Here is a 22,104-nt window from a genome sequence, read left to right as displayed (position 1 = left end):
CGCTAACAAATACTGGTTCTTTCGCCATGGATTGGGACAAGCTCAGAATATTTCATGCCGTGGCTGATGCCGGGTCGTTGACCCATGCGGGTGACGCGCTGCATTTGTCACAGTCTGCGGTGTCGCGACAAATTCGAGCGCTGGAAGAAAGCCTGAATGCCACGCTTTTCCACCGCCACGCTCGCGGACTGATTCTCACCGAACAAGGTGAGTTGCTATTTGATGCCTCGCGATCGATCAATCAGCGGATCGAAGCCGCCGTCGCGCGCATCCGTGATAGCAAAGAAGAAGTGTTCGGCGAATTGCGCGTTACCACCACCACCGCCTTCGGCTCGCTGTGGTTGGCCCCGCGCCTGCCCAAGCTTTACGAGAAATATCCCGACCTGAAGATCGACCTGATGCTGGAAGAGCATGTGCTTGACCTGCCGATGCGCGAAGCCGACGTCGCGATCCGCATGAAAGAGCCCAGCCAGGCCGACCTGATCCGCAAGCGCCTGATGGACGTGCATATGCGCCTTTATGCAACGCCTGCCTATCTGGAAAAGAACGGCACCCCCGAAACACTCGATGATCTGTCCGAACATCGGCTGATTTGCCAAAACACCTCGTCTGCTCAAGTCAGGGCGGGTGCAGACCTGGCGCGCGACCTGCTGACACACGACGTGAAGTCTCTGCTGACCGTGAATAACTATTTCGGCGTGCTTCAAGCTGTCTTGCACAATCTTGGGATCGGTATGCTGCCGGATTACGTCACACAAGACATACCGCAGCTACAGCGTGTGTTCCCCAGCGTCGAAAGCAAGAAAATCCCTGTTTTCCTCGCCTATCCCGAAGAGCTACGGTCCTCTAAACGGATCGAAGCGTTCCGCGACTTTGTGGTTGAGGAATTGGTTGAGCATCGGAAGAATCGCCAAGGCTAAATTTTCAATGCAAATATGCATTCCTGCCCTTCCGATATTGATGTTTCTTTGCAACAGTCAGAAATTGCCCCTCCACGCCGCTGCATACAATCGTCCACCGCAAAAAACACTTAACCCGTTATAAATTCAGGAAATATCGCGACTCTGCTCTACCTATTCGCGATTGCGTCCCATTTTTTGCGCGCTGATATGCGCAGACTGCATAGCTGCAATGCAGCAATTTCCCTTGATCCAGAGACCTATGAGCCCTAATTCTTATTCAAAGCCGATGGTGAGCTTTGCTTTAGTCGGTTTTTACCTCCCTGTTGGACTTGGCCGGGCTTTGCCCGGCCTCTTTTTTTTCGCAAACGCCTGTTCGCGCCTTTGCAGCCAACGCCTTTGCTCTTTCCCATTACGCACGCATCGCATAAAAGGCGCCAACCAAAGCCTAAGGGGGAAACAGGCATGCAAGAGCCGAAGATCACCGAGGACCTGATTTCCGCACACGGTTTGAAGCCGGACGAATACGACCTGCTCCTCGAAATCATTGGTCGCGAGCCGACGTTCACCGAGCTTGGCATCTTCTCGGCCATGTGGAACGAGCACTGTTCCTATAAGTCCTCGAAGAAATGGTTGCGCACCCTGCCCACAGAAGGCCCTCAGGTCATTTGTGGTCCCGGAGAAAACGCGGGCATCGTCGATATCGGTGATGGTCAGGCTGTGGTCTTCAAGATGGAAAGCCACAACCACCCGTCCTATATCGAACCCTATCAGGGTGCGGCCACCGGCGTTGGCGGCATTCTGCGCGACGTGTTCACCATGGGCGCGCGCCCCATCGCCGCGATGAACTCCCTGTCTTTTGGCGAGATTGATCATCCCAAGACTAAGCAACTGGTCAACGGGGTCGTCGAAGGCATCGGCGGCTACGGCAACTGTTTCGGGGTCCCCAATGTGGGCGGCGAGGTTCGCTTCCACCCCGCCTATAACGGCAACTGCCTTGTGAACGCCTTTGCCGCGGGCTTGGCCGACACCGACAAGATTTTCTATTCCGCCGCCTCCGGCGTCGGCATGCCTGTCGTCTATCTGGGTGCCAAGACAGGACGCGACGGTGTGGGCGGCGCGACGATGGCATCGGCCGAGTTTGACGACACGATCGAAGACAAGCGCCCCACGGTGCAAGTCGGTGACCCCTTCACCGAAAAGCGCCTGATGGAAGCCACGCTGGAGTTGATGCAGACCGGCGCTGTCATCTCGATCCAGGACATGGGTGCCGCTGGCCTGACCTGCTCGGCGGTCGAAATGGGCGACAAAGGCGGTCTGGGCGTCAAGCTGAACCTTGAAGACGTGCCCCAGCGCGAAGACAACATGACCGCCTATGAAATGATGCTGTCCGAAAGCCAAGAGCGGATGCTGATGGTGCTGAAGCCCGAAAAAGAGGCTGAAGCCCGCGCCGTGTTCGAAAAGTGGGATCTTGACTTCGCAATCGTCGGTGAAACGCTTGCCGAAGATCGTTTTTTGATCATGCACAACGGCGAGGTCAAAGCCGACCTGCCGCTGTCCCCCCTATCTGGTCGCGCCCCCGAATATGATCGCCCATGGGTCGAAACACCTGCCGTTGAACCGCTTTCAGACGTGCCCGAAATCGACGCGATTGATGGGCTGAAGGCCCTGATTGGCTCGCCCAACTACGCGGCGAGGCAATGGGTCTATGAGCAATACGACCACATGGTCATGGCCGATACCGTCCGCGCACCCGGTTTGGGCGCCGGCATCGTGCGGGTGCACGGAACCGACAAGGCGATAGCCTTCACCTCGGACGTGACGCCGCGCTATGTGATGGCGAACCCGTTTGAAGGTGGTAAACAAGCCGTTGCCGAGGCTTACCGCAACCTGACTGCCGTCGGCGCGAAGCCCCTTGCCACAACCGACAACCTGAACTTCGGGAACCCCGAAAAGCCCGAGATCATGGGCCAGCTTGTGGGTGCCATCAAAGGCATTGGTGAAGCTGTCGCGGCGCTGGACGTTCCCATCGTGTCCGGCAACGTCTCGCTTTACAATGAAACTGACGGTCAAGGCATCCTGCCCACGCCGACCATCGGTGCCGTCGGGCTTCTGGACAGCCTTGACGACATGATCGACGGTGTGGCCCGTGACGGCCATGTCGCGATGGTCATTGGCGAGACCACTGGTCATCTGGGCCAATCCGCCCTGCTGGCCGAGGTCTTCAACCGCGAAGACGGCGACGCCCCGCAAGTGGACCTTGCGGCCGAGAAAAAGCACGGCGACTTCATCCGCGCCAATCGCGAACTGATCAAAGCCTGTTCTGACCTGTCTGATGGCGGTCTGGCGATCGCTGCATTTGAAATGGCCGAAGCGGGAGGCGTGGGGGTCTCGCTCGACACTGCCGACACGCCGACCCTGTTCGGAGAAGATCAGGCGCGCTATCTGGTGGCTTGTAACTTCGATCAGGCCGAGGCTTTGATGATCGAGGCGGGCAAGTTGGGCATCCCCATCGCCTCTGTCGGTCGCTTTACAGGCGATACGGTCAAGATGGGTGGCTCAGAAGCGCCGCTGGATGAGTTGGCCCAGATCTTCCGCACAGGATTTGATCAGGCACATCGATGATCCCATGACAGCCCTACCCGACCCACAGGACATGACTGCGTTGGTGGCCGATTGCGCGTCCTGTGCCGGGCTATGCTGCGTGTCGCCGGGCTTTGACGCGGGCGACGATTTTGCCTTCGCCAAGCCTGCGCTTGCCCCGTGCCGTCATCTGGGCGCCGATAACCTATGCCGCATCCATGAAACCCTTGAAGATCAAGGGTTTCCCGGCTGTGCGCGATTTGACTGCAAAGGGGCCGGGCCTTATGTGATGACCCACATCTTCCCGCGCAAGCGCTGGCGCAAAGACCGTCAGTTGCTAGAGGACATTTCCGAAGCCTATCGCCGGATGCGCGCGATCTGCGACATGATCGAGATGTTTCGCGTGGCCGAAAACCTGCCACTCAGCCCGACGCAGGAAGCAGCGCGTCAGAAGATGCTAAACACCCTTCTCCCCAACCCTGCCTGGACGGCACCCGGATTGGCCGATGCAGAGCAAGCGGGGCTATTGTCCGACGCCCGCGCTGTGCTGACCAGCTTTCGTGACGCCGCGACGCGCCGCTAGCCCTTGCGGCGCCCTGCCCCCGATCTTAGATTGAGTTGAAACACAAACGAGGTTCCGAACATGGCCATGGAAGCATCCGCAATCGAAGCCCTCATCCGCGAGGCCTTCCCGGACGCAAAAATTACCATCACCGATCTGGCGGGTGACGGAAATCACTATGCCGCCGAAGTGGTGGACGAAAGCTTTCGCGGCCAGAACCGTGTGCAACAGCAACGCGCCGTCTATGCAGCGCTGAAAGAAAAGATGGCTGGCAGCCAGGGCGAGCTGCACGCGCTGGCACTGACCACAAAAGTGCCCGAGTGATGGCGTTCTGGGGCTGGTGGATTTTGTTTTCTGTGCTGGTTGTCTCTGCCTTCATTTTAAAAATATGGCACAGGGTAAAATATCCACCAGCGACGCAAAACAAAGGCACCGAACCGGGACAAGGCGAAACTATGATTGACACGGGCATGAGCGGGGAAAATTCCTATCATCGACCGGGTTTTAATGTGACCAAGAATCCGCAGGAATATTCACGCGGTATGATAAAGCATACCCGAAAGGACAGATAATATGACCGACGCAAAAACACAGATCCAAGATACCGTGAAAGCCAACGATGTTGTGCTTTACATGAAAGGCACTAAGGACATGCCGCAATGCGGGTTTTCGTCCCGCGTGGCCGGGGTTCTGAACTTCATGGGTGTGGACTTCGCCGATGTGAACGTGCTGGCCGATGAGGGCATCCGCCAAGGCATCAAGGACTATTCGGATTGGCCAACCATCCCGCAGCTTTACGTGAAGGGTGAATTCGTGGGTGGCTGCGATATCATCACCGAGATGACGTTGTCGGGCGAGCTGGACACGCTGTTTGATGAAAACGGTGTCGCCTATAACAAGGAAGCCGCAGACAAGATCCGCGAAGCGAACGGCTAATCCCGTTCACGCGGGTTGGTTTACCGCGCCTTACATTGCGACAGAAGCGTTTCGTCCTCACCGCTTTGGGCATTGCCCCAAGTCAGAAACGCTTCGTCGCCCTTGGTCCACCAGATATAGCCCACACCATCTGCGTCCTGAGTGTATTTCGCGCCCGACGCTGACTGGATCTGCGTAAGCCCCACCTGCTGCCCTTCGACAGAGACCACAGCAAACGACGCATCCGCGCTGTTGACATAGGTGGCAGCTACGATTGCCCCGCGTTCGCAGGCGTAGTGCACAGTTTGCAGGGAATCGCTCGACCAAGCAGGGAACGCGCTTGCTGACATAACAAGACAGGCGCAAAGGGCACACGCATTGCGGACATTCAATATCATGAGGCGCGTTCTTCAACTTCCGCAGCGACGGCTTCGGCGCGGGCTGCGATTTCGGCCAAAGTATCTGTGACCGCATCGGGAATGACCGGCACTTCGACCTTTTGCGGTGCCGCATTTTGCAACGCGTAGATCTGGGCTTCCATATCCGTCACTTTCTTGTCGGCCAGTTTAACCTTGTCTTCAAGCCCGGCCGTTTTGTCGGCCAGCATCAGTCCGGCCATCAACAGCATCCGGCTTTCGGTCAGATTACTCATCTGGCTGACCAGAACCGAGGCTTCGTTGTCCAGCAGCTTGGCTGCCGTGATCAGGAAATGCTCCTCGCCTTCCTGACAGGCCACGTCGAAGGTGCGGCTTCCAATGGTGATGTTGATATCAGGCATCGGTACCCTCCTTCTTAGACTCGGTCGGCGCGTCGGGGTCGTTTTCAGCAATCAATTGCCCTAGCTCGCCCAGCACCGCATCCAGTTCGGCCCGGTCGGCAGCTTGCGCGACGCGCAGCCCTTCAAGTTCGGTCGCCATAGACGCGTTGACCAGTTCGGCATCCACCACACCGTCCCCAACTGCATTGCGCAACGCATCATTGTTGGCCCGCAAATCGGCATTCGCTTGCCGCATCTTGGTGATGACCACTTCGTCGGTCGCCAGTTGCGCGGTCAGACGTTCGAGTTCTTTGTGCAACCGGTCCGCTTCTTCAGTGCGGCTGTGCTGCACCGCTTTCAAGCGTTCAGCCATCTGGCTGTTGGTGGTGCGTTCATCATCTAGCGCAGCTTTCAGCCGCGCAATCTCATCATCCGCACCCGTTGCCTGAGGGGGCAGCGCCGAAAGGCCGCTGCTGATCCGCTCGAGCGCGGTGGTGATGCGGGTTTCCAATTCGGAAATGTCGCTCATGTTCTGCCCTGAACCAGTTTGTTTGCCCGATCTTGTCACATGCCTGTCAACCTGACAACGCAAGACATGCGGGCGAATCGGCCTTACGCGTCAATACGACAATCATAACCGACCGCATTTGAAAATGCGCCCCTCGTTCTATTCCAGTCACTTGGCGGGCGACATGCACCTTGGCTTGACCCTTGGCAAATGGCTGTTATCAGGGGTCCAACCTCAACTTTGTCAAAGGATGTTGACCGTTGGACATCGCCACACTGCGCGCAAGCCACCCCGATCACTGGAAAAAAGCCACTGCGATCCGTTCGCTGACACTGGATGCGGTTGCTGCCGCAAACTCGGGCCACTCTGGCATGCCGATGGGCATGGCCGATGTGGCAACGGTGCTTTTTGAAAATCACCTGAAATTTGATGCGTCCGCGCCGCGTTGGGCGGACCGCGATCGGTTCATCCTGTCGGCCGGTCACGGCTCGATGCTGATCTATTCGCTGTTGCACCTGACGGGCTATGAAGATGTGACCCTGCAGCAGATCAAGGATTTCCGCCAGTGGGACGCGATCACCGCCGGTCACCCGGAATACGGCCACGTCTCGGGCGTTGAAACGACCACCGGCCCACTGGGTCAGGGCATTGCCAATGCCGTGGGGTTTGCCATGGCCGAGGAAATTCAACGCGCCCGTTTCGGCAAGAAGATCGTGGATCACTACACCTATGTGATCGCGGGCGACGGCTGCCTGATGGAGGGCATCAGCCACGAAGCCATCGGTCTGGCCGGGCGTCACCAGCTGGGCAAGCTGGTTGTGTTTTGGGACAACAATGACATCACGATCGACGGCAAAGTCTCGCTGTCTGACCGCACCAATCAGGTTATGCGCTTCAAAGCGGCGGGCTGGCATGTTCAGGAAATCGACGGCCACGATCCAGAACAGATCGACGCTGCGATCACCAAGGCCAAGTCTACCAACAAACCGTCGATGATCGCCTGCAAGACGCATATCGCGCTGGGTCATGCGGCGCAGGACACCTCGAAGGGGCATGGCGCATTGACCGACGCCGACCAGCTGAAAGCTGCGAAAGAGGCTTATGGCGCACCGCTTGGAGCGTTCCAGGTTCTTGATGATGTGAAGAAAGCCTGGGAAGCCATCGGCGCCAAGGGGGCCGAGGCGCGTGCTGAGTGGGAAGCCCGCTTTGCGTCGATCAGCGAACGCAAACAGGCCGAGTTCAATCGCGCCTATGCGCTGGATGTGCCCAAGAAACTTGGCGGCGTCGTGCGTGCCCTGAAACGTCAGGTGGCCGAAGGCAAGCCCAAGGTTGCCACCCGAAAATCGTCGGAAATGGCGCTTGAGGTGATCAACCCGGTGATGCCGGAAACCGTTGGCGGATCGGCAGACCTGACTGGATCGAACAACACCAAGACCGGTGATCTGGGCGTCTTTGACACGGACAACCGCAAGGGTCGCTACATCTATTGGGGTATCCGCGAACACGGCATGGCCGCTGCGATGAACGGCATGGTGCTGCATGGCGGTATGCGCCCCTATGGCGGCACGTTCTTCTGCTTCACCGATTATGCCCGCCCAGCCATGCGTCTGGCGTCGCTGATGAAAATCCCGACCGTGTTCGTGATGACCCACGACAGTATCGGCGTTGGCGAAGACGGCCCGACGCACCAGCCGGTCGAGCATCTGGCGATTTGCCGCGCGACCCCTAACAGCTACACCTTCCGCCCAGCGGACACGGTGGAAACGGCAGAAGCTTGGGAGTTGGCGCTGACCTCGAAAGAGGTGCCCTCGACGATGGTTCTGACCCGGCAAAACCTGCCGACCGTGCGCACCGAATATAAGCAACGCAACCTCACGGCGCAGGGTGCTTATGTTCTGGCGGATGCAGAAGCTGGCAAGCGTCAGGTGATCCTGATCGCGACCGGCTCTGAAGTGTCGCTGGCGATGGAAGCGCGTGCGACACTTGAGGCCCAAGGCATCGGCACCCGCGTTGTGTCCATGCCCTGTATGGAACTGTTTGCCCAGCAAGACGAAGCCTATCGCCGCAAGGTTCTGCCCCCCGGCCCTGTGCGCGTCGGCATTGAGGCTGCCGTGCGTGATGGCGGCTGGGATCGCTGGCTTCTGGGCGAACGTGGCCGCGAGGCCAAAGCCGCCTTCGTGGGGATGGACAGCTTCGGCGCGTCTGCGCCCGCGGGCACCCTGTTTGAGAAGTTTGGTATCACGGCGGAAAACGTCGTCGCCAAAGCCAAAGACCTCTTGGGCTAAGTCACTCAACAGCAGCAAACTGAAGCGCCTCGCCAGACCTTTGGCGGGGCGTTTTCTATTCTGGACAGCGCCGACGTTGCGCCCGATCTACCGATTTTCTGCCGCCCCAAGAATGGCTGCCCACATGGGAGACGCATAAACCTTCAACGACTGCTTGTGTTTCGAACGGCGTCCTCAGATGGCATTGATTTCGGTGGTTTTCACAGGATCATACCAGAGCATTTGCGGTTGATCACCCGACTTAGGCGATGACCTTCTGCATCAGCGCGATCAAATGACGTTGTTCGTCTTCCGACAGACCACTGAGTGCGGCGGTGTTGACCGCGGTCGCCGCTTCGATGGCAGGCCCTCGCAGGCTACGTGTGCAATCGGTCAGCCAAACGCGCTGCACCCGTCCGTCGCTTTCATCCCTCTTGCGGACGATCAGCCCGTCACGTTCCATCCGTGCCAGTGTGTTGGCCATGGTTGCCTGCTCAATGTCGAGCCGGACGACCAGTTCCTTCTGCGTCTGACCATCTTTTTCCCAAAGCTCCAATAGCGCCGGAAAAGCGCCTATGGACAGACCCAACGGCTTGATCCGCGCCGCCAACCCACGCGCAAACAGCCGTGCCATGTGGTTTGCAAGGTATCCCGCTGATTGTTTTTTCAAAAACTCCATGCACCTAGCTTACTACTTGTATAGCTTGCTATGCAATAGTATATAGCAAGCTATATACATTCACTTCAACCTAAGGAGCACCGCAATGCTTAAAGTCGTTCACCCTATCGCTGGCGGCATCGCCCTCTTGATGATCCTTACTTTCTGGCTGTCCACCGCTCTGTCAGAACTCTTCGCAAGCGTTGCGGCGGTTACAACAGTCAAAAGCCTGATCCCGTGGGGTTTTCTGATCTTGGTTCCGGCGCTTGCGGCGGTGGGCGGTTCAGGTTTCCAACTCTCGAAAAAGCGCCGCGGGCCCCTGGTCGCGAAAAAACAAAAACGCATGCCCATCGTTGCCGCCAATGGCATCTTGATCCTGATTCCGTCGGCGCTCTACCTGTCGTTCAAGGCGCAGGCGGGGGCCTTTGACACAGGGTTCTACGTCGTCCAGGCGCTGGAATTGAGCGCGGGCGCGGTGAACATTACCTTGCTGGGCCTCAACATGCGCGATGGCCTCAGGATGACTGGCAAGCTGCGCCGCCCTTCGTGACCAGAAACCACCGTTTTAGGGTCGCAATTGTTGCGGCTGATCAGATACCCGTCTCTCGAAACCAGTTATTTGCCCAATTGAAGGCAAAGCTCACTCTGTCCCGCGAACCCTTCCTTAACAAACAGCACAGACGAACTTTTGCTTCCCTTGCGTTCGCGCCGACCGCTTAGGCCTTCCCCTTGGCCACGGATGCCCAAACCGGCCCGATAACACGCGTTGCAATGGGGATGATCAGCACGCCAATCACCAGCCCGACAACACCGTCCAGCGCCGCTGTCACGAACCACTCCACAAAGCCCGGCATGCTGGGCACCGCAAGGGCGGCCGCGACGGCGATGTCGTGGATGATCTGATAGGGTTGATGCAAGCCGAGTTCCTGCAGCCCGTGAATGATGATAGAGCCACCCACCCAGACCATCGCGGCCGTTCCAATAACCATCAAAAGCTTTAGAAGCCCCGGCATCGCATTCACGACGCCACGCCCGAAGGCGCGTGCGGCCGACAGCTTGGCATGTTGTGCCATATACAAGCCAACGTCGTCCATTTTTACGATCAACGCCACCGACCCGTAAACAATCACTGTGATCCCGATTGCGACGACGGCCAGTGTGGCCGCCTCCATCCAGATGTTGCTTTCAGGGATGGCCGCCAGCGAAATGGTCATGATCTCGGCCGACAGGATAAAGTCAGTTTTGATCGCACCGGCAATCTTCTCTTTCTCAAGATGGGCCGGGTCGCCAATGTCATGTTCGGCGTGGTCCCAAGTTTCTTCATGGGGGAACAGGACGTGCCAGACCTTTTCCGCCCCTTCGAAACACAGATAGGCCCCGCCCAGCATCAAAAGCGGAGCAATCAGCCACGGCGCGAACGTCGACAATAGCAGCCCGATTGGCAGCAGGATGATCAGCTTGTTCTTGATCGATCCCCACGCGATGCGCCCGATGATCGGCAGCTCGCGCTTGGGCTCGAACCCCTGAACGTATTTCGGCGTGACGGCGGCATCGTCGATCACCGCCCCGGCCGCTTTCGCCCCAGCCTTGGCCGCTTGCCCGGCCACGTCGTCCACCGACGCTGCCGCAATTTTCGCAATACCTGCCACATCGTCCAGAAGCGCGATCAAACCACTCATCAAATTCACCCTTTTCGTGATCTTTCCGGAAAACCTAGTGGCTTTCTGTGGCGGTGAAAAGCACTCACCACGAATTTGCGATGTGGCGCATTGATCTGGGTCGTTTGCGCTAACGACCGAACGACTCGTCATGTTTTCGCTAACAAGCTCGCATCAAACGCGTTTTGCGGGTTGGGACATGGCGCGTCGGTCGTTATATCAGCGGAAAGTTTCGTGGCCATCGGGCCAAACCTGAGGGGAAGACGCATGACCGTCACAGTGGGTATCAATGGATTTGGCCGCATCGGCCGCTGCACCTTGGCGCAGATCGCGGCATCGGGCCGCAATGACATCAATGTGGTCAAGGTCAATGCGACCGGCCCGCTGGAAACAGCCGCCCACCTGCTGAAATACGACAGCATCCACGGACGGTTCCCGAACGAGATTTCGCTGGGCAATGGCACCATGGATGTGGGTCGTGGCCCGATGCAGATGATGTCGACCTATGATATGGGCGAGTTGGACTGGACCGGCTGTGACGTCGTTCTGGAATGCACCGGAAATTTCAATGACGGCGAAAAAGCCAAGCGCCACATCGAACAGGGCGCGCGCAAGGTGCTGATCTCGGCCCCCGCCAAGAACGTGCAAAAAACCATCGTTCTGGGTGTGAATGACAAAGAACTGGAAGCGCACCACAACATGGTCTCGAACGGATCATGCACAACCAATGGCCTAGCCCCGCTGGCCAAGGTGCTGCATGAGGCGCTCGGGATCGAGCGTGGAATCATGACCACCATCCACTCCTACACTGGCGACCAGCCGACGCTGGACCGCCGCCACAGCGACCTTTACCGCGCGCGCGCGGCCGCCATGGCGATCATTCCGACCTCGACCGGGGCAGCGAAAGCCTTGGGCGAAGTACTGCCTGAACTGGCTGGCAAGCTGGACGGCACCGCGATGCGCGTGCCGACCCCGAATGTCTCGGCCATCGACCTGACATTTGAAGCAGGTCGCGATACCACGGTCGAAGAGGTCAACCAGATCGTGCGTACAGCCGCGGAAGGAGCCATGTCGCGCGTGCTGGGCTATGACCCCGAACCTAAGGTCTCAATCGACTTCAACCACACCGAACAAAGCTCGATCTTCGCACCCGACCAGACCAAGGTCGTGGGCGGTCGCACCGTACGTGTGATGGGCTGGTATGACAACGAATGGGGTTTTTCGACCCGTATGGCAGATGTCGCGGTCAAGATGGGATCGTTCTAAGCGACCCAAACACTTCGAAATCACCCCCCGTCACCCTGTGTGGCGGGGGTTTTCTTTTCCCCCTTGCCCCGGCCCGACAGGCATTGCAACAATACGGCCAAACAGGCAGGAGCAGTCCGTGACAAACCAGATCGCGCTTATTCTTGGCATTCTGATCTTGGTGCTGATCGGAGGCGATCTGTTACTGGCAGACGGCACCAACCTTGTGTTTCTATCCAAAAAGTTCCTCGATTTCACCGAATGGATGGCATTCTGGCGGTAGCCCGCGTCGCCCCATTCTGTGATCATCTCTTGACCTTTCGGCAAAAATGATCATGTTAGCGCTCACATCACAAGATCGGCTTTGCCGCTTCCATCGGCAGGCGACGCTCATGCAAGGAATATGAATATGACAGTCAAAGTGGCCATCAACGGATTTGGACGGATCGGACGACTGGTTTTGCGTGCCCTGCATGAAACAGGTCGTGATGATATCGAGGTGGTCGCGATCAACGACCTTGGCCCGGTTGAGATGAACGCCCACCTGCTACAATTTGACAGCGTCCATGGCCGTTTCATGAACGAAGTGAAATGGACAGACACTACCATCGACGCCGGACGCGGCCCGATTGAAGTTACCGCGATCCGCAATCCCGCCGACTTGCCTTGGGGCGACGTGGATATCGTGTTGGAATGCACGGGCATTTTCAAAGGCGACAAAGCGCGTGTTTATCTTGAAAACGGAGCAAGCCGCGTCTTGGTCTCGGCCCCCTCCTCCGGCGCGGACAAGACCATCGTTTATGGCGTAAACCATGACACGCTGACCGCAGACGACGTGCATGTCTCAAACGCATCATGCACAACGAACTGCCTGGCTCCGGTCGCCAAAGCACTGAATGACGCCGTCGGCATCAACAAAGGCTTCATGACCACGATCCACGCTTACACGGGTGACCAACCTACGCTCGACACGCTGCACAGCGACTTCTATCGCGCCCGCGCCGCCGCCCTAAGTATGATCCCAACCACCACCGGTGCTGCCCGTGCGGTTGGCCTTGTGCTGCCCGAACTGGCAGGCAAACTGGACGGCGTCGCGGTCCGCGTGCCCACGCCAAACGTATCCTGCGTAGACCTCACGTTTGAAGCCGCCCGCGACACCACGGTCGAAGAAATCAACGCCGCAGCCATAGCCGCAGCCAACGGACCTTTGAAGGGCGTCCTTGGTATTGTCGACCGCCCCTTGGTGTCGACAGACTTCAACCACGACCCCCATTCGTCAAATTTTGCCGTGGACCAAACCAAGGTCTTGGACGGCAACATGGTCCGCGTGCTGAGCTGGTATGACAACGAATGGGCGTTCAGCGTCCGCATGTTGGATACGGCAGTGGAGATGGCGAAGCACCTGTAGTCAAACGTCAAATCAGAGCAAAGGCCGGGCAATACTCCCGGCCTTTTTCGTTGGGCGGTTGTTGACGTCGAACGGCACCGTCAACGGTGGACAGTCGCATGTTCAAACCCGTTGATTCTGCAACGTCCAAAGTAACCCAACCAGCAAAAGGGCGGCGGATATCACGCAGGCTGCCGTGCGAACGGTGTTCCAGAATGTCCAGCGCGGGACATAGCTGCGGGTCCAATAATCCTTTGTCGTGCTGTCGGACAAATCCATGCTTGCGAGTGCTTTGTTCATTGGCACATTGAGCACCACCGTTACACCAAAACAGCCAACTAGATACATCAGGCCCGCAAGCGCCATCAGAGCGCCGGCCAGACCGCCGATATAAACCACGCTGTAGCCCATAATCACGATTGAGATCGGAGCGAGGCCCAGGAATAAAGTCATGAAAATCCAGCGGAAAACTTCGCGGTTTATGATCTGCATGGCTTCAATGCCGCCCACTCCGCCGGTCTGGAAAAGCGACCGCATGATGAAGTCTGAAAACGCCAGAAAAACACCCCCTACAACGGCAAAGGCAAGAACGGCGAACTGGGCAAGAGCGAAGAACCATATGGACATTGAAATGACCTTTCGGAGGTGGTTTTTTGAAAAGCGTGGGGGGCTTTTGCGGGTTCAGTGCATGATTGCGTACAGAAGCGTTGTTTCGCAGTGGCTGTCGGCCCAAAGGTCAACAACAGAAAGTTGCGTTTCCCATCGGCCGACGACCTGTTCAGCACAATCGTCACGGATACCCTCCATCGCATAGCGATAAGCCAGGTTCGCATGTTGGAATTCTACTGCTGTCAGCCCTTTCGTAAAACGATCATTGAAGCTGGGCATCATCCCGTAAACCGTTTCGCGGACGTCCAAGGTGTAGTCGCGTGCAGCGACCACGTCAGTTCGGTTGCCCAGAACCGAGACGTGCCCAGAAAGGAAGTGCGCGAAATCGTAAGCGAGGAAAGTGTCGAACGTCTGAAAATAGGCGTTTACATTGGTCGTGGCGCCAAAGTTCATGAACGGAGCTTCGCCCGGTGTGATCGTATCGATAGCCATGAGGAATTTTTGGTCCGGCAGGTAGATCATCACATCAATGTCCTCGGCATGAAAACGCGCCGTCTGAAGCTGGATGTCAACACCACCAACGGTCAGATCCAACGCCCCGTCGAACGTTCGCGTTGGGTTCAGCACGCCATCAAGCGGGAACATCGCCAGCGTTTGCGCAACCTCAGCCGCCGCCACGATTTCAAGATCAGGAATGCCGGAAAAACTGGCACTTGCGCCGTTATGGTCGCGGTGACCATGGCTCATGATCAAATGCGTGATTGGCGCGCCGGGGGCGGTTGTCTCGATGACTTTTCGCAGGTTATCGCCAAAACTGTGCGGCGCATCCAGAACGACAATCCCGTCGTCGGTCACAACAAATGCCGACTGATAGACCAGATCGGTGACAAAGAAGAGCCCCGGCTCGATTTCGCTTACATGCAGGCCAAAGTCGGTGTTGATTTTGGCTGCGCGGGCGCGCATTTGCGGAAGTTCGGGCGAGAAGTGCAGAAAGCTGTCTGCATGGTCTGCCTCAAGCGAGATCGTGTTGGCCGTGTTGTGTTCAGTCTCGGCCAGAGAAGTAGCTGCCGTGGCAACCAGAGCGAGGGCGGCGAATGTCGTTAAATGGCGCATTTTGTTTCCCTTGGGTGATTTCGATAGCCAAGGGATAGAAGACAGCGGGGCCTCGCGTATTGACCAAGGCTGCCAAGAAGTTGACCTGTGCGGTCAAGTGGTCATCTTAGGCCCCGAACTGCCTTTGCGATATGCTGCCGGGGTAGAGCCGGTCCAACGCTTAAAGGCGCGGTTGAACGGGCTCTGTTCAGAAAACCCGGTCAGAAACGCGATCTCGGCGATTGAATATCGCTGGTCCCGCAAAAGACCTTCAGCCAATTCACGGCGCGTATTCTCTGTCAAAGTCTGAAAGGTCAAACCATCCTCCGCCAGACGCCGATGCAGTGATCTGACACTCATACCAAGCCGCCGCGCGACATCCTCCATCTTCGGCAACCCCTCGCTCAGCGCACGTGCAATCATATCCTTTAGCGACCTTGTGTCCGCAATCTGCGCCAACGCCTGATCGAGATGCCCAAGCAGGAACTTTGTAATTCCCTCATCGCCAAGCTTGTTGGCTCCGCTCATGGTTTCGCGCGATATTAACAGAGCGTCGCGGTCCGACCCAAAGAACACCGGGCAGCCAAAATAGCTTTCGTGACGCGCTATGAATGAGGGCGCAGGATGGATCAGATGCACCTCGACCGGAGAGAACGTGCCATGCGGGGAGACTTCCCGGCTTATCGCCGTCGCGCTCGCCAATGTCGCCTCGTTGGACAATCGCAATCCGAGTCGGCGTGGCCCAGCACGGTGCAACGTAAACCAAGTGTTCTCGCCGTCTGGCTGAAGGTCGTATTCGACGACACTTGTCCAAAGGCGCGCGTATCGGGAAATTCGCGAGAACGAGCCAAAAAGCGTTGGCGCAGCTTTGAACGCAAGCCCCAAAGCACCGTAGTCATCGCAGCGCATTGACGCACCCGTGCGCAGTGGCAGATCCGTTACGTCGCACTCATCCGCAATCGTCTCAAGCAGATCGTAGTAAACGCCCGCTGCCACCATAGTCTTGGGGTCAACCTTGCCATCGGGATCAAGGCCGACAGATTTCAACAGGGCGGGCCCGTCAACACGCGACCCTGCCGCCGCCACCATCTTGCGCACAAAAAGAGAAGTCACCGCATCCATGATGGACATAATATTGCATATTTCAGCGGTTTCTGCTGTCACTCATTTGGTTTTCACTTCGGCTCTTGCGACAAATCGCGCAGAAACCGAAAGTAGGCACCGGCACCCAGACGTTTGACACATCAACGCGTGTCCGCATGGATCATCAAGCAAATTGCCCAACGCCCGAGCCTAGCCGATCTTCGCCAATAGCTGCTTTTTCACACTCGGCGGCACGAATTTCGATACATCCCCGCCAAGCTTCGCGATCTCTTTCACCAGCTTCGAGGCGATCGCCTGATACTTGGCTTCCGCCATCAAAAAGACCGTTTCGACACTGTCATCTATGGCCCGGTTCATGCCGACCATCTGGTATTCATACTCGAAATCGGTCACAGCGCGCAGGCCGCGGATGACGATCTGTGCCCCCACATCGTGGGCGCAATCAATCAGCAGGTTCTCGAACGGGTGCGCAACGATCTCGGTGCCGGTTTCACGCGACAGTTGGGCACATTCCGCCTCGACCATGGCAACACGCTCTTCCAACGTGAACATCGGGCCTTTGCCGGTGTTGACTGCAACGCCAATCACCAAGCGGTCGACCAAAGCGCAGGCCCGGCGAATGATGTCAGTATGCCCCAAGGTTATGGGGTCAAATGTTCCGGGGTAAAGTCCGACGCGCATGATCTGGTCTCCCTGCAATGCGGGCACGCAACAATAATGCGTCCTGCATTGCAAGTTTTTTCCGCAATGCAGCGCATTATTACCAATTGGTCAAAGCGACGCGGATTAGTAACCCATGATCATGTTTTTCAGGGCATCGGCTTGTTGCGACAGCTCATCCAGACGCGCTTTCACAACGTCCCCGATAGACACCAGCCCGATCATTTTGTCCCCGTCCATCACCGGCATATGGCGAAACCGGCGTTCGGTCATGGTTTGCAGAACCTGGATGGCCCGATCGCCCGGCACGCAGGTCACAAGCTTTGACGTCATCAGATCATCCACTGGCTGATCCAGACACCCGGTGCCAACCTTGCCCAACGCCGAGACGATGTCGCGTTCCGATAGAATGCCCGCCGGGCGCACGCCATCTTCGGACACGATCACTGCGCCGATTTTCTTTTCCGACAGAAGGTTTGCCGCATCAGACACTTTACTGCCGGGCTTGACCGTCGCAACACCCGCCAGCGTTTTGTTTTTTAGTATCTGGTGAATGAGCATTGTGCCCTCCTGTCTGATGAAATGCTTGCATTTTTCTGTCTTCAGCGTCGCCCCAAGCGCAACAATATGTCAAGACCTGTTTGCAATTGCAGCAAAGGAAATATTGGCTCATGCCATTGCTTCCAAGCGGGCGACTTCGTTCCGGATACCCCGCGCCAGTTCTTCGGCGACACGGGCAAAGCGTTCAACCCGCGCGTCGCCTTCGTGCCGGATCAGATAGAACGAGCGGGTGATGGACACCTGATCCATCAGCACACGCTGCAGATTTGGTGCAAACGGTAGAATGAAATCATGGGTGATCCCGACGCCGCCCCCCTGACGCACCATTCCCAGTTGCACCGACACAAGGTTTGACGCAAGCGCCACCCGCTCAATCCCCATACCGGTTAGAAAATCCAGTTCCGGATAGAAAATCATGTCCTGAATATATCCCACCATCGGGTGGGCGCTCAGATCATCCAACGTCACCAAGGGCGCCGCATCGGCTAGGTATTCTTGCGCTGCGGCCAGATGCAGGTGATAGTCGGTGATTTTCTGCACGGTGATCCGCCCGGTCTGCGGCGGTGACACCGTGATCGCCATATCTGCCTCGCGCTTGGACAGGTTGATGACCCGCGGCAATGCGACAATCTGCAACTCAAGCTCTGGGTGTTCTTTCTGAATGGCGGCGCAAACCTGCGGCAGAATGTAGCTGGCACACCCATCCGTCGCCCCGATCCGCACCTGACCCGACAACTGCCCGGACTGCCCAGCCAACTCGTCCACGCCCGACAATACGGCCTGTTCGGCGCGCTCGGCATGGGACAACAGGCGCGATCCCGCCTCTGTCAGCGCATAACCCTGCGGCGATTTGGTGAACAGCGGCTGGCCCAGATCCCGCTCAAGCTTCGCCACCCGTCGCCCCACGGTGGCCGCATCGCGCTTCAATACTTGACCGGCCCGCGACAGGCTTTCGGCGCGCGCCACTGCCAAAAACACCCTCAGATCATTCCAGTCCATCTACAGCCCTTTCCGCAATCACGTCGCAACCTCTTCTTCTGCCTCAAAATATCCCCGCCGGAGGCATCCGAACCGCCCTCCACGCACCGAAGGGCGCATGGTGGCACCCCACCCTTCATCATCCATTTTGCAAATTTGCAAAACCCTTTTGAAAAACTGCCCCTTTTCCCAGCATATATGCAAGGTTATCCTGACCGCGAAATGATGGGAGAATTACCATGAAGACACTTGGACATTGGATCAACGGCCAGATGGTCGACGGCACATCGGGCCGCACGGCAGACGTTTTCAACCCCGCCACCGGCGAGGTGCAGGCAAAGGTCGCACTGGCTTCACAGGCCGAAATGGACGACGCCGTCGCAAAGGCCGCCGAAGCGCAAAAGGCGTGGGGCGCTACCAACCCGCAGAAGCGTGGCCGCGTCATGATGGCGTTGGTTCACTTGCTGAACCGCGACATGGACAAGCTGGCCGAAGCGCTGTCGCGCGAGCATGGCAAAACCATCCCCGACGCCAAGGGCGACGTTCAGCGTGGGCTAGAGGTCATCGAATACTGCATTGGCGCCGCCCAGATGATGAAGGGTGAGTTCACCGACTCAGCTGGCCCCGGCATCGACATGTATTCCATGCGTCAGCCCTTGGGTGTTGTTGCCTCGATCACCCCGTTCAACTTCCCCGCCATGATCCCGCTCTGGGGCATGGGGCCTGCGCTGGCCGCAGGCAACGCTATGATCCTGAAACCGTCCGAGCGTGACCCCTCAGTGCCCTTGATGCTGGCTGCGCTGTGTAAAGAAGCTGGCCTTCCTGACGGCGTGCTTCAAGTCGTCAACGGCGACAAGGACGCGGTCGACGCGATCCTGGACAACGAGACCATTCAGGGCGTGGCCTTTGTCGGCTCGACCCCGATCGCGCATTACATCTACTCGCGCGCTACGGCGAACGGGAAACGCGCGCAATGCTTTGGCGGTGCAAAAAACCACATGATCGTCATGCCAGACGCGGATATCGAACAGGCCGCCGACGCACTGATCGGTGCCGGTTTCGGCGCGGCTGGCGAACGCTGCATGGCGATTTCGGTTGCAGTGCCGGTGGGCGAAGAAACTGCCGACCGCCTGCGCGACGCGCTTGTGCCCCGCATCGAGAAGCTAAAGGTCGCGCCCTATACCGCTGGCGACGATGTGGACTACGGACCTGTTGTGACCGCAGCCGCCAAGGAAAATATCCTGCGACTGATCAACACCGGTGTCGAACAAGGTGCCGATTTGGTGGTCGATAGCCGCGATTTCAAACTGCAAGGTTATGAAGACGGGTTTTTCGTTGGCCCACACCTGTTCGACCGCGTGACCACAGACATGGACATCTACAAGACCGAGATCTTCGGCCCGGTCCTGTCCATGGTACGCGCCCAAAATTACGAAGAGGCCATCGGCCACGCCATGGACCATGAGTATGGCAACGGCACAGCGATCTTCACCCGCGACGGTGACACCGCGCGTGACTTCGCCAACCGGATCAACATCGGCATGGTCGGCATCAACGTGCCGATCCCGGTTCCGCTAGCCTATCACACCTTTGGCGGCTGGAAAAAATCCGGCTTTGGCGATCTGAACCAGCACGGTCCGGACGCGTTCAAGTTTTATACGCGCACAAAAACCGTGACATCGCGCTGGCCCTCAGGCATCCGAGAAGGTGGCGAGTTCAACTTCAAAGCGATGGACTGATCCACCATTTCTGATCAGAAAAAACGAATTGCCCCGGCTTTCCGCCGGGGTATTTTTTTGGGTCAGCCCAATTTCTGCCCCAAACCCAGTGATTTGATGAAATCATCCACGTCATCGGCGCATATACCCAAAAAAGCAAGCGCGTCCGACCCGCTGCGGAACACATCAATCTCGGTTGGCAATTGATCCTGCGCCGATTGTTCGAACATCCGCGCCAGCACAAAAGTCTCGGGTCGGGTGGCAAGCAGAGCCAATTTGCGGGCCGGACGGTAGTCCTGCGACAGTTTCCGTTGCAGTTTCACATACTCGTCCGTTCCATCCGTGGGGCGGTCAATCGTGCGCAATCGCCGCAAATCAACCAATACCAACCGGTCATCGGGGGCGTCGATGGTGATGATCCACTCGGCAATCCGCGCCGTTAGACTTGCGAAATGGATGTGTTCAGAGCAGCTGACAAACAAAAGATTATGGTCATCGAAAAAGGTGGCAGTATGCATTTTGTTCAACCTCGGCGCGAAATCGCCACCTCAAACAAAGCCGCATCTTTACCTAAGGTCAACATTCAAAGTGAAATTGTCATTTTGGGCGGTGTGTCTGACACCGCTGCCTCTCGTCTTGCCTGATGCTTGTCGCACTTCCCTTTTGATGCAAAGCTGGCATCGACAAGACACGACCGAAAGGACACGCCATGGCCCTGCAGGAACCGCCGTTTTCAATCGGTGTCGAAGAAGAATACTTGCTGGTCGACCGCGACAGTTGCGCCCTTGCTCGCGCGCCTGATCGATTGATGGAGGATTGCAAGGCCGAGCTTGAAGGCCAGGTCAGTCCGGAATTCCTGCAATGCCAGATCGAAATCGGAACCCATGTCTGCGCCAATGTCTCAGAGGCGCGCGATGACCTGAAGCGCCTGCGCGCGACGGTGTCAAAACATGCGGCAAGTTATGGGCTGTCCCCCATTGCCGCCTCATGCCACCCTTTTGGGGATTGGAAAGAACAGCACCATGTCGACAAGGACCGTTACAATGACCTGAAACGCGATCTGGCCGGGGTTGTGCGCCGGATGTTGATCTGCGGCATGCATGTTCATGTCGGCATACCCGACCCGGACACACGGATCGATCTGGTCAGCCAGCTTAGCTATTTCCTGCCCCATCTTCTGGCCTTGTCCGGCAGCTCGCCCTTTTGGCAGGGCGATGACACCGGGCTTGCATCCTATCGGTTGACCGTCTTTGACAACCTGCCCCGCACTGGCCTTCCGCCGCATTTGTCTGGCTGGTCTGAATTTGAACGCTCGGTGCAGGCGCTGGTCGATATCGGCGTCATTGAGGATAGCTCGAAAATCTGGTGGGATTTGCGCCCCTCATCACGCTTTCCGACAATCGAATCGCGTATCTGCGATGTGCAGCCCCGGCTGGAACACACGGTCAGTCTGGCGGCGCTAACCCAATGCCTGTCGCGCATGTTGTGGCGACTGAAAGCCAAGAACCAACGCTGGCGGCTTTATGACAATTTCCTTGTGGCTGAAAACCGGTGGCGCGCGCAGCGATATGGCGTAAGCGGCGGATTGATCGACTTTGGCGTAGGCGAGATTGTCGATTTCGAACAGCTTCTGAAAGATATGTTTCATCTGATTGAACAAGACGCAGAGGCCCTTGGCTGCTTAGCCGAAGTCGAGGCCGCGCGCAGCATCCTGACGACCGGCATATCGTCGGATCGCCAACGCGCAGTCTATCACGACAGCATTCAGGCGGAAAAACCGAAAGAGCAGGCCCTTCAGGATGTTGTGCGTCACTTGATCGACGAATTCCACGCCGACCTCTAACCTGCCCTCTGACACGCGTATCCGAAGTGACCTAGCGGCAATTTGCGACGCGACGGAACTCTGCCCTGCCTTGAAAAACTCCTGTAAGAATTGCGCCATAACG

24 protein-coding genes are annotated in these 22,104 nt (G+C 57.5%); 12 read left to right on the top strand and 12 right to left on the bottom strand.

Features of this window, described 5'->3' with window-relative positions:
* The first annotated feature begins 26 nt into the window (after window positions 1-26).
* The 5 genes from MUY35_RS13300 to grxD all read left to right on the top strand — a co-directional run bounded on the left by MUY35_RS13300 (window position 27) and on the right by grxD (window position 4,980).
* Window positions 27-920: a LysR family transcriptional regulator gene (locus MUY35_RS13300; RefSeq protein WP_248369367.1), complete on the top strand. Its 894-nt coding sequence runs from the start codon at window positions 27-29 to the stop codon at window positions 918-920.
* Between the two features lie 444 nt (window positions 921-1,364).
* On the top strand, window positions 1,365-3,524 hold the full coding sequence (gene purL, locus MUY35_RS13295) for a phosphoribosylformylglycinamidine synthase subunit PurL (RefSeq protein ID WP_248369364.1): 2,160 nt from the start codon (window positions 1,365-1,367) through the stop codon (window positions 3,522-3,524).
* A 4-nt stretch (window positions 3,525-3,528) separates the two neighbouring features.
* Window positions 3,529-4,065, top strand: coding sequence for a hypothetical protein (locus MUY35_RS13290; RefSeq protein ID WP_248369361.1), 537 nt, complete (start codon window positions 3,529-3,531; stop codon window positions 4,063-4,065).
* A 60-nt stretch (window positions 4,066-4,125) separates the two neighbouring features.
* Window positions 4,126-4,368 (top strand): BolA family transcriptional regulator, encoded by a 243-nt coding sequence (locus MUY35_RS13285; RefSeq protein ID WP_248369359.1) that lies wholly within the window; start codon window positions 4,126-4,128, stop codon window positions 4,366-4,368.
* 249 nt (window positions 4,369-4,617) lie between these two features.
* Window positions 4,618-4,980, top strand: coding sequence for a Grx4 family monothiol glutaredoxin (grxD, locus tag MUY35_RS13280; RefSeq protein WP_248369356.1), 363 nt, complete (start codon window positions 4,618-4,620; stop codon window positions 4,978-4,980).
* Window positions 4,981-5,000: 20 nt separating this feature from the next.
* Here the strand turns inward: grxD and MUY35_RS13275 are convergent, their stop codons facing one another.
* From MUY35_RS13275 to MUY35_RS13265, 3 genes are read right to left on the bottom strand one after another with little or no spacing between them, the layout of a single operon-like run.
* Window positions 5,001-5,357 (bottom strand): MliC family protein, encoded by a 357-nt coding sequence (locus tag MUY35_RS13275; protein ID WP_248369354.1) that lies wholly within the window; start codon window positions 5,355-5,357, stop codon window positions 5,001-5,003.
* Entirely contained in the window at window positions 5,354-5,737 is a 384-nt protein-coding gene (locus MUY35_RS13270; protein ID WP_248369352.1) for a cell division protein ZapA, read from the bottom strand. Before MUY35_RS13270 ends, MUY35_RS13275 begins: the two co-directional genes overlap by 4 nt.
* Complete coding sequence (locus MUY35_RS13265; RefSeq protein ID WP_248369350.1) at window positions 5,730-6,245, bottom strand: hypothetical protein; 516 nt, start codon at window positions 6,243-6,245, stop codon at window positions 5,730-5,732. Before MUY35_RS13265 ends, MUY35_RS13270 begins: the two co-directional genes overlap by 8 nt.
* A gap of 239 nt (window positions 6,246-6,484) precedes the next feature.
* Between MUY35_RS13265 and tkt the strand changes: the two genes are divergently transcribed.
* The gene (gene tkt / locus MUY35_RS13260; protein WP_248369348.1) at window positions 6,485-8,509 is read left to right on the top strand and encodes a transketolase; all 2,025 of its coding nucleotides are present in this window, start codon (window positions 6,485-6,487) and stop codon (window positions 8,507-8,509) included.
* Window positions 8,510-8,750: 241 nt separating this feature from the next.
* On the opposite strand, the gene MUY35_RS13255 is transcribed toward tkt, so the two are convergent.
* A complete protein-coding gene (locus MUY35_RS13255; protein ID WP_248369346.1) occupies window positions 8,751-9,167 on the bottom strand; it encodes a MarR family transcriptional regulator in 417 nt (138 codons plus the stop codon).
* 85 nt (window positions 9,168-9,252) lie between these two features.
* Between MUY35_RS13255 and MUY35_RS13250 the strand changes: the two genes are divergently transcribed.
* Complete coding sequence (locus tag MUY35_RS13250; RefSeq protein ID WP_248369344.1) at window positions 9,253-9,696, top strand: hypothetical protein; 444 nt, start codon at window positions 9,253-9,255, stop codon at window positions 9,694-9,696.
* A 166-nt stretch (window positions 9,697-9,862) separates the two neighbouring features.
* Here MUY35_RS13250 and MUY35_RS13245 read toward each other — a convergent pair whose 3' ends face one another.
* The gene (locus MUY35_RS13245; RefSeq protein ID WP_248369342.1) at window positions 9,863-10,825 is read right to left on the bottom strand and encodes a DUF808 domain-containing protein; all 963 of its coding nucleotides are present in this window, start codon (window positions 10,823-10,825) and stop codon (window positions 9,863-9,865) included.
* A gap of 246 nt (window positions 10,826-11,071) precedes the next feature.
* Between MUY35_RS13245 and gap (MUY35_RS13240) the strand changes: the two genes are divergently transcribed.
* The 3 genes from gap (MUY35_RS13240) (at window position 11,072) to gap (MUY35_RS13230) (ending at window position 13,457) form a co-directional block, all read left to right on the top strand.
* The gene (gap, locus tag MUY35_RS13240; RefSeq protein ID WP_248369340.1) at window positions 11,072-12,070 is read left to right on the top strand and encodes a type I glyceraldehyde-3-phosphate dehydrogenase; all 999 of its coding nucleotides are present in this window, start codon (window positions 11,072-11,074) and stop codon (window positions 12,068-12,070) included.
* A 118-nt stretch (window positions 12,071-12,188) separates the two neighbouring features.
* On the top strand, window positions 12,189-12,332 hold the full coding sequence (locus tag MUY35_RS13235; RefSeq protein ID WP_248369338.1) for a hypothetical protein: 144 nt from the start codon (window positions 12,189-12,191) through the stop codon (window positions 12,330-12,332).
* A gap of 126 nt (window positions 12,333-12,458) precedes the next feature.
* Complete coding sequence (gene gap, locus MUY35_RS13230; RefSeq protein WP_248369336.1) at window positions 12,459-13,457, top strand: type I glyceraldehyde-3-phosphate dehydrogenase; 999 nt, start codon at window positions 12,459-12,461, stop codon at window positions 13,455-13,457.
* Window positions 13,458-13,559: 102 nt separating this feature from the next.
* Here gap (MUY35_RS13230) and MUY35_RS13225 read toward each other — a convergent pair whose 3' ends face one another.
* The 6 genes from MUY35_RS13225 to MUY35_RS13200 form a co-directional block, all read right to left on the bottom strand.
* Entirely contained in the window at window positions 13,560-14,063 is a 504-nt protein-coding gene (locus MUY35_RS13225; protein WP_248369334.1) for an anthrone oxygenase family protein, read from the bottom strand.
* A gap of 54 nt (window positions 14,064-14,117) precedes the next feature.
* Window positions 14,118-15,158 (bottom strand): MBL fold metallo-hydrolase, encoded by a 1,041-nt coding sequence (locus tag MUY35_RS13220; RefSeq protein ID WP_248369332.1) that lies wholly within the window; start codon window positions 15,156-15,158, stop codon window positions 14,118-14,120.
* 93 nt (window positions 15,159-15,251) lie between these two features.
* Window positions 15,252-16,268, bottom strand: a complete 1,017-nt coding sequence (locus MUY35_RS13215; RefSeq protein WP_248369330.1) for an AraC family transcriptional regulator — start codon at window positions 16,266-16,268, stop codon at window positions 15,252-15,254.
* A 162-nt stretch (window positions 16,269-16,430) separates the two neighbouring features.
* On the bottom strand, window positions 16,431-16,922 hold the full coding sequence (coaD, locus tag MUY35_RS13210; protein ID WP_248369328.1) for a pantetheine-phosphate adenylyltransferase: 492 nt from the start codon (window positions 16,920-16,922) through the stop codon (window positions 16,431-16,433).
* Between the two features lie 105 nt (window positions 16,923-17,027).
* Window positions 17,028-17,462, bottom strand: coding sequence for a CBS domain-containing protein (locus MUY35_RS13205; protein ID WP_248369326.1), 435 nt, complete (start codon window positions 17,460-17,462; stop codon window positions 17,028-17,030).
* A 108-nt stretch (window positions 17,463-17,570) separates the two neighbouring features.
* Complete coding sequence (locus MUY35_RS13200; protein ID WP_248369322.1) at window positions 17,571-18,461, bottom strand: LysR family transcriptional regulator; 891 nt, start codon at window positions 18,459-18,461, stop codon at window positions 17,571-17,573.
* A gap of 218 nt (window positions 18,462-18,679) precedes the next feature.
* Between MUY35_RS13200 and MUY35_RS13195 the strand changes: the two genes are divergently transcribed.
* Window positions 18,680-20,179 carry a CoA-acylating methylmalonate-semialdehyde dehydrogenase gene (locus MUY35_RS13195; protein WP_248369319.1) on the top strand — a complete coding sequence of 500 codons (1,500 nt, stop codon included), beginning with the start codon at window positions 18,680-18,682 and terminating at the stop codon, window positions 20,177-20,179.
* 62 nt (window positions 20,180-20,241) lie between these two features.
* Here the strand turns inward: MUY35_RS13195 and MUY35_RS13190 are convergent, their stop codons facing one another.
* Complete coding sequence (locus MUY35_RS13190; RefSeq protein ID WP_248369315.1) at window positions 20,242-20,676, bottom strand: hypothetical protein; 435 nt, start codon at window positions 20,674-20,676, stop codon at window positions 20,242-20,244.
* Window positions 20,677-20,867: 191 nt separating this feature from the next.
* On the opposite strand from MUY35_RS13190, the gene MUY35_RS13185 reads away from it, so the two are divergent.
* Window positions 20,868-22,001: a carboxylate-amine ligase gene (locus tag MUY35_RS13185; RefSeq protein ID WP_248369313.1), complete on the top strand. Its 1,134-nt coding sequence runs from the start codon at window positions 20,868-20,870 to the stop codon at window positions 21,999-22,001.
* Window positions 22,002-22,104 lie beyond the last annotated feature (103 nt).

It is taken from the genome of Aliiroseovarius sp. S1339 (genome assembly GCF_023195695.1).
In the GTDB taxonomy this organism is placed as follows: domain Bacteria; phylum Pseudomonadota; class Alphaproteobacteria; order Rhodobacterales; family Rhodobacteraceae; genus Aliiroseovarius.
The sequence above is the reverse complement of the archived record's forward strand: the minus strand, read 5'-3'. Positions and strand labels throughout refer to the sequence as shown.

Excerpts from the sequence above, each read along its gene's own strand:
- MUY35_RS13300 (WP_248369367.1), top strand. The coding sequence starts at position 27 with ATGGATTGGGACAAGCTCAGAATATTTCATGCCGTGGCTGATGCCGGG.
- purL (WP_248369364.1), top strand. The coding sequence starts at position 1,365 with ATGCAAGAGCCGAAGATCACCGAGGACCTGATTTCCGCACACGGTTTG.
- MUY35_RS13290 (WP_248369361.1), top strand. The coding sequence starts at position 3,529 with ATGACAGCCCTACCCGACCCACAGGACATGACTGCGTTGGTGGCCGAT.
- MUY35_RS13285 (WP_248369359.1), top strand. The coding sequence starts at position 4,126 with ATGGCCATGGAAGCATCCGCAATCGAAGCCCTCATCCGCGAGGCCTTC.
- grxD (WP_248369356.1), top strand. The coding sequence starts at position 4,618 with ATGACCGACGCAAAAACACAGATCCAAGATACCGTGAAAGCCAACGAT.
- MUY35_RS13275 (WP_248369354.1), bottom strand. The coding sequence starts at position 5,357 with ATGATATTGAATGTCCGCAATGCGTGTGCCCTTTGCGCCTGTCTTGTT.
- MUY35_RS13270 (WP_248369352.1), bottom strand. The coding sequence starts at position 5,737 with ATGCCTGATATCAACATCACCATTGGAAGCCGCACCTTCGACGTGGCC.
- MUY35_RS13265 (WP_248369350.1), bottom strand. The coding sequence starts at position 6,245 with ATGAGCGACATTTCCGAATTGGAAACCCGCATCACCACCGCGCTCGAG.
- MUY35_RS13255 (WP_248369346.1), bottom strand. The coding sequence starts at position 9,167 with ATGGAGTTTTTGAAAAAACAATCAGCGGGATACCTTGCAAACCACATG.
- MUY35_RS13250 (WP_248369344.1), top strand. The coding sequence starts at position 9,253 with ATGCTTAAAGTCGTTCACCCTATCGCTGGCGGCATCGCCCTCTTGATG.
- MUY35_RS13245 (WP_248369342.1), bottom strand. The coding sequence starts at position 10,825 with ATGAGTGGTTTGATCGCGCTTCTGGACGATGTGGCAGGTATTGCGAAA.
- gap (WP_248369340.1), top strand. The coding sequence starts at position 11,072 with ATGACCGTCACAGTGGGTATCAATGGATTTGGCCGCATCGGCCGCTGC.
- gap (WP_248369336.1), top strand. The coding sequence starts at position 12,459 with ATGACAGTCAAAGTGGCCATCAACGGATTTGGACGGATCGGACGACTG.
- MUY35_RS13225 (WP_248369334.1), bottom strand. The coding sequence starts at position 14,063 with ATGTCCATATGGTTCTTCGCTCTTGCCCAGTTCGCCGTTCTTGCCTTT.
- MUY35_RS13220 (WP_248369332.1), bottom strand. The coding sequence starts at position 15,158 with ATGCGCCATTTAACGACATTCGCCGCCCTCGCTCTGGTTGCCACGGCA.
- MUY35_RS13215 (WP_248369330.1), bottom strand. The coding sequence starts at position 16,268 with ATGTCCATCATGGATGCGGTGACTTCTCTTTTTGTGCGCAAGATGGTG.
- coaD (WP_248369328.1), bottom strand. The coding sequence starts at position 16,922 with ATGCGCGTCGGACTTTACCCCGGAACATTTGACCCCATAACCTTGGGG.
- MUY35_RS13205 (WP_248369326.1), bottom strand. The coding sequence starts at position 17,462 with ATGCTCATTCACCAGATACTAAAAAACAAAACGCTGGCGGGTGTTGCG.
- MUY35_RS13200 (WP_248369322.1), bottom strand. The coding sequence starts at position 18,461 with ATGGACTGGAATGATCTGAGGGTGTTTTTGGCAGTGGCGCGCGCCGAA.
- MUY35_RS13195 (WP_248369319.1), top strand. The coding sequence starts at position 18,680 with ATGAAGACACTTGGACATTGGATCAACGGCCAGATGGTCGACGGCACA.
- MUY35_RS13190 (WP_248369315.1), bottom strand. The coding sequence starts at position 20,676 with ATGCATACTGCCACCTTTTTCGATGACCATAATCTTTTGTTTGTCAGC.
- MUY35_RS13185 (WP_248369313.1), top strand. The coding sequence starts at position 20,868 with ATGGCCCTGCAGGAACCGCCGTTTTCAATCGGTGTCGAAGAAGAATAC.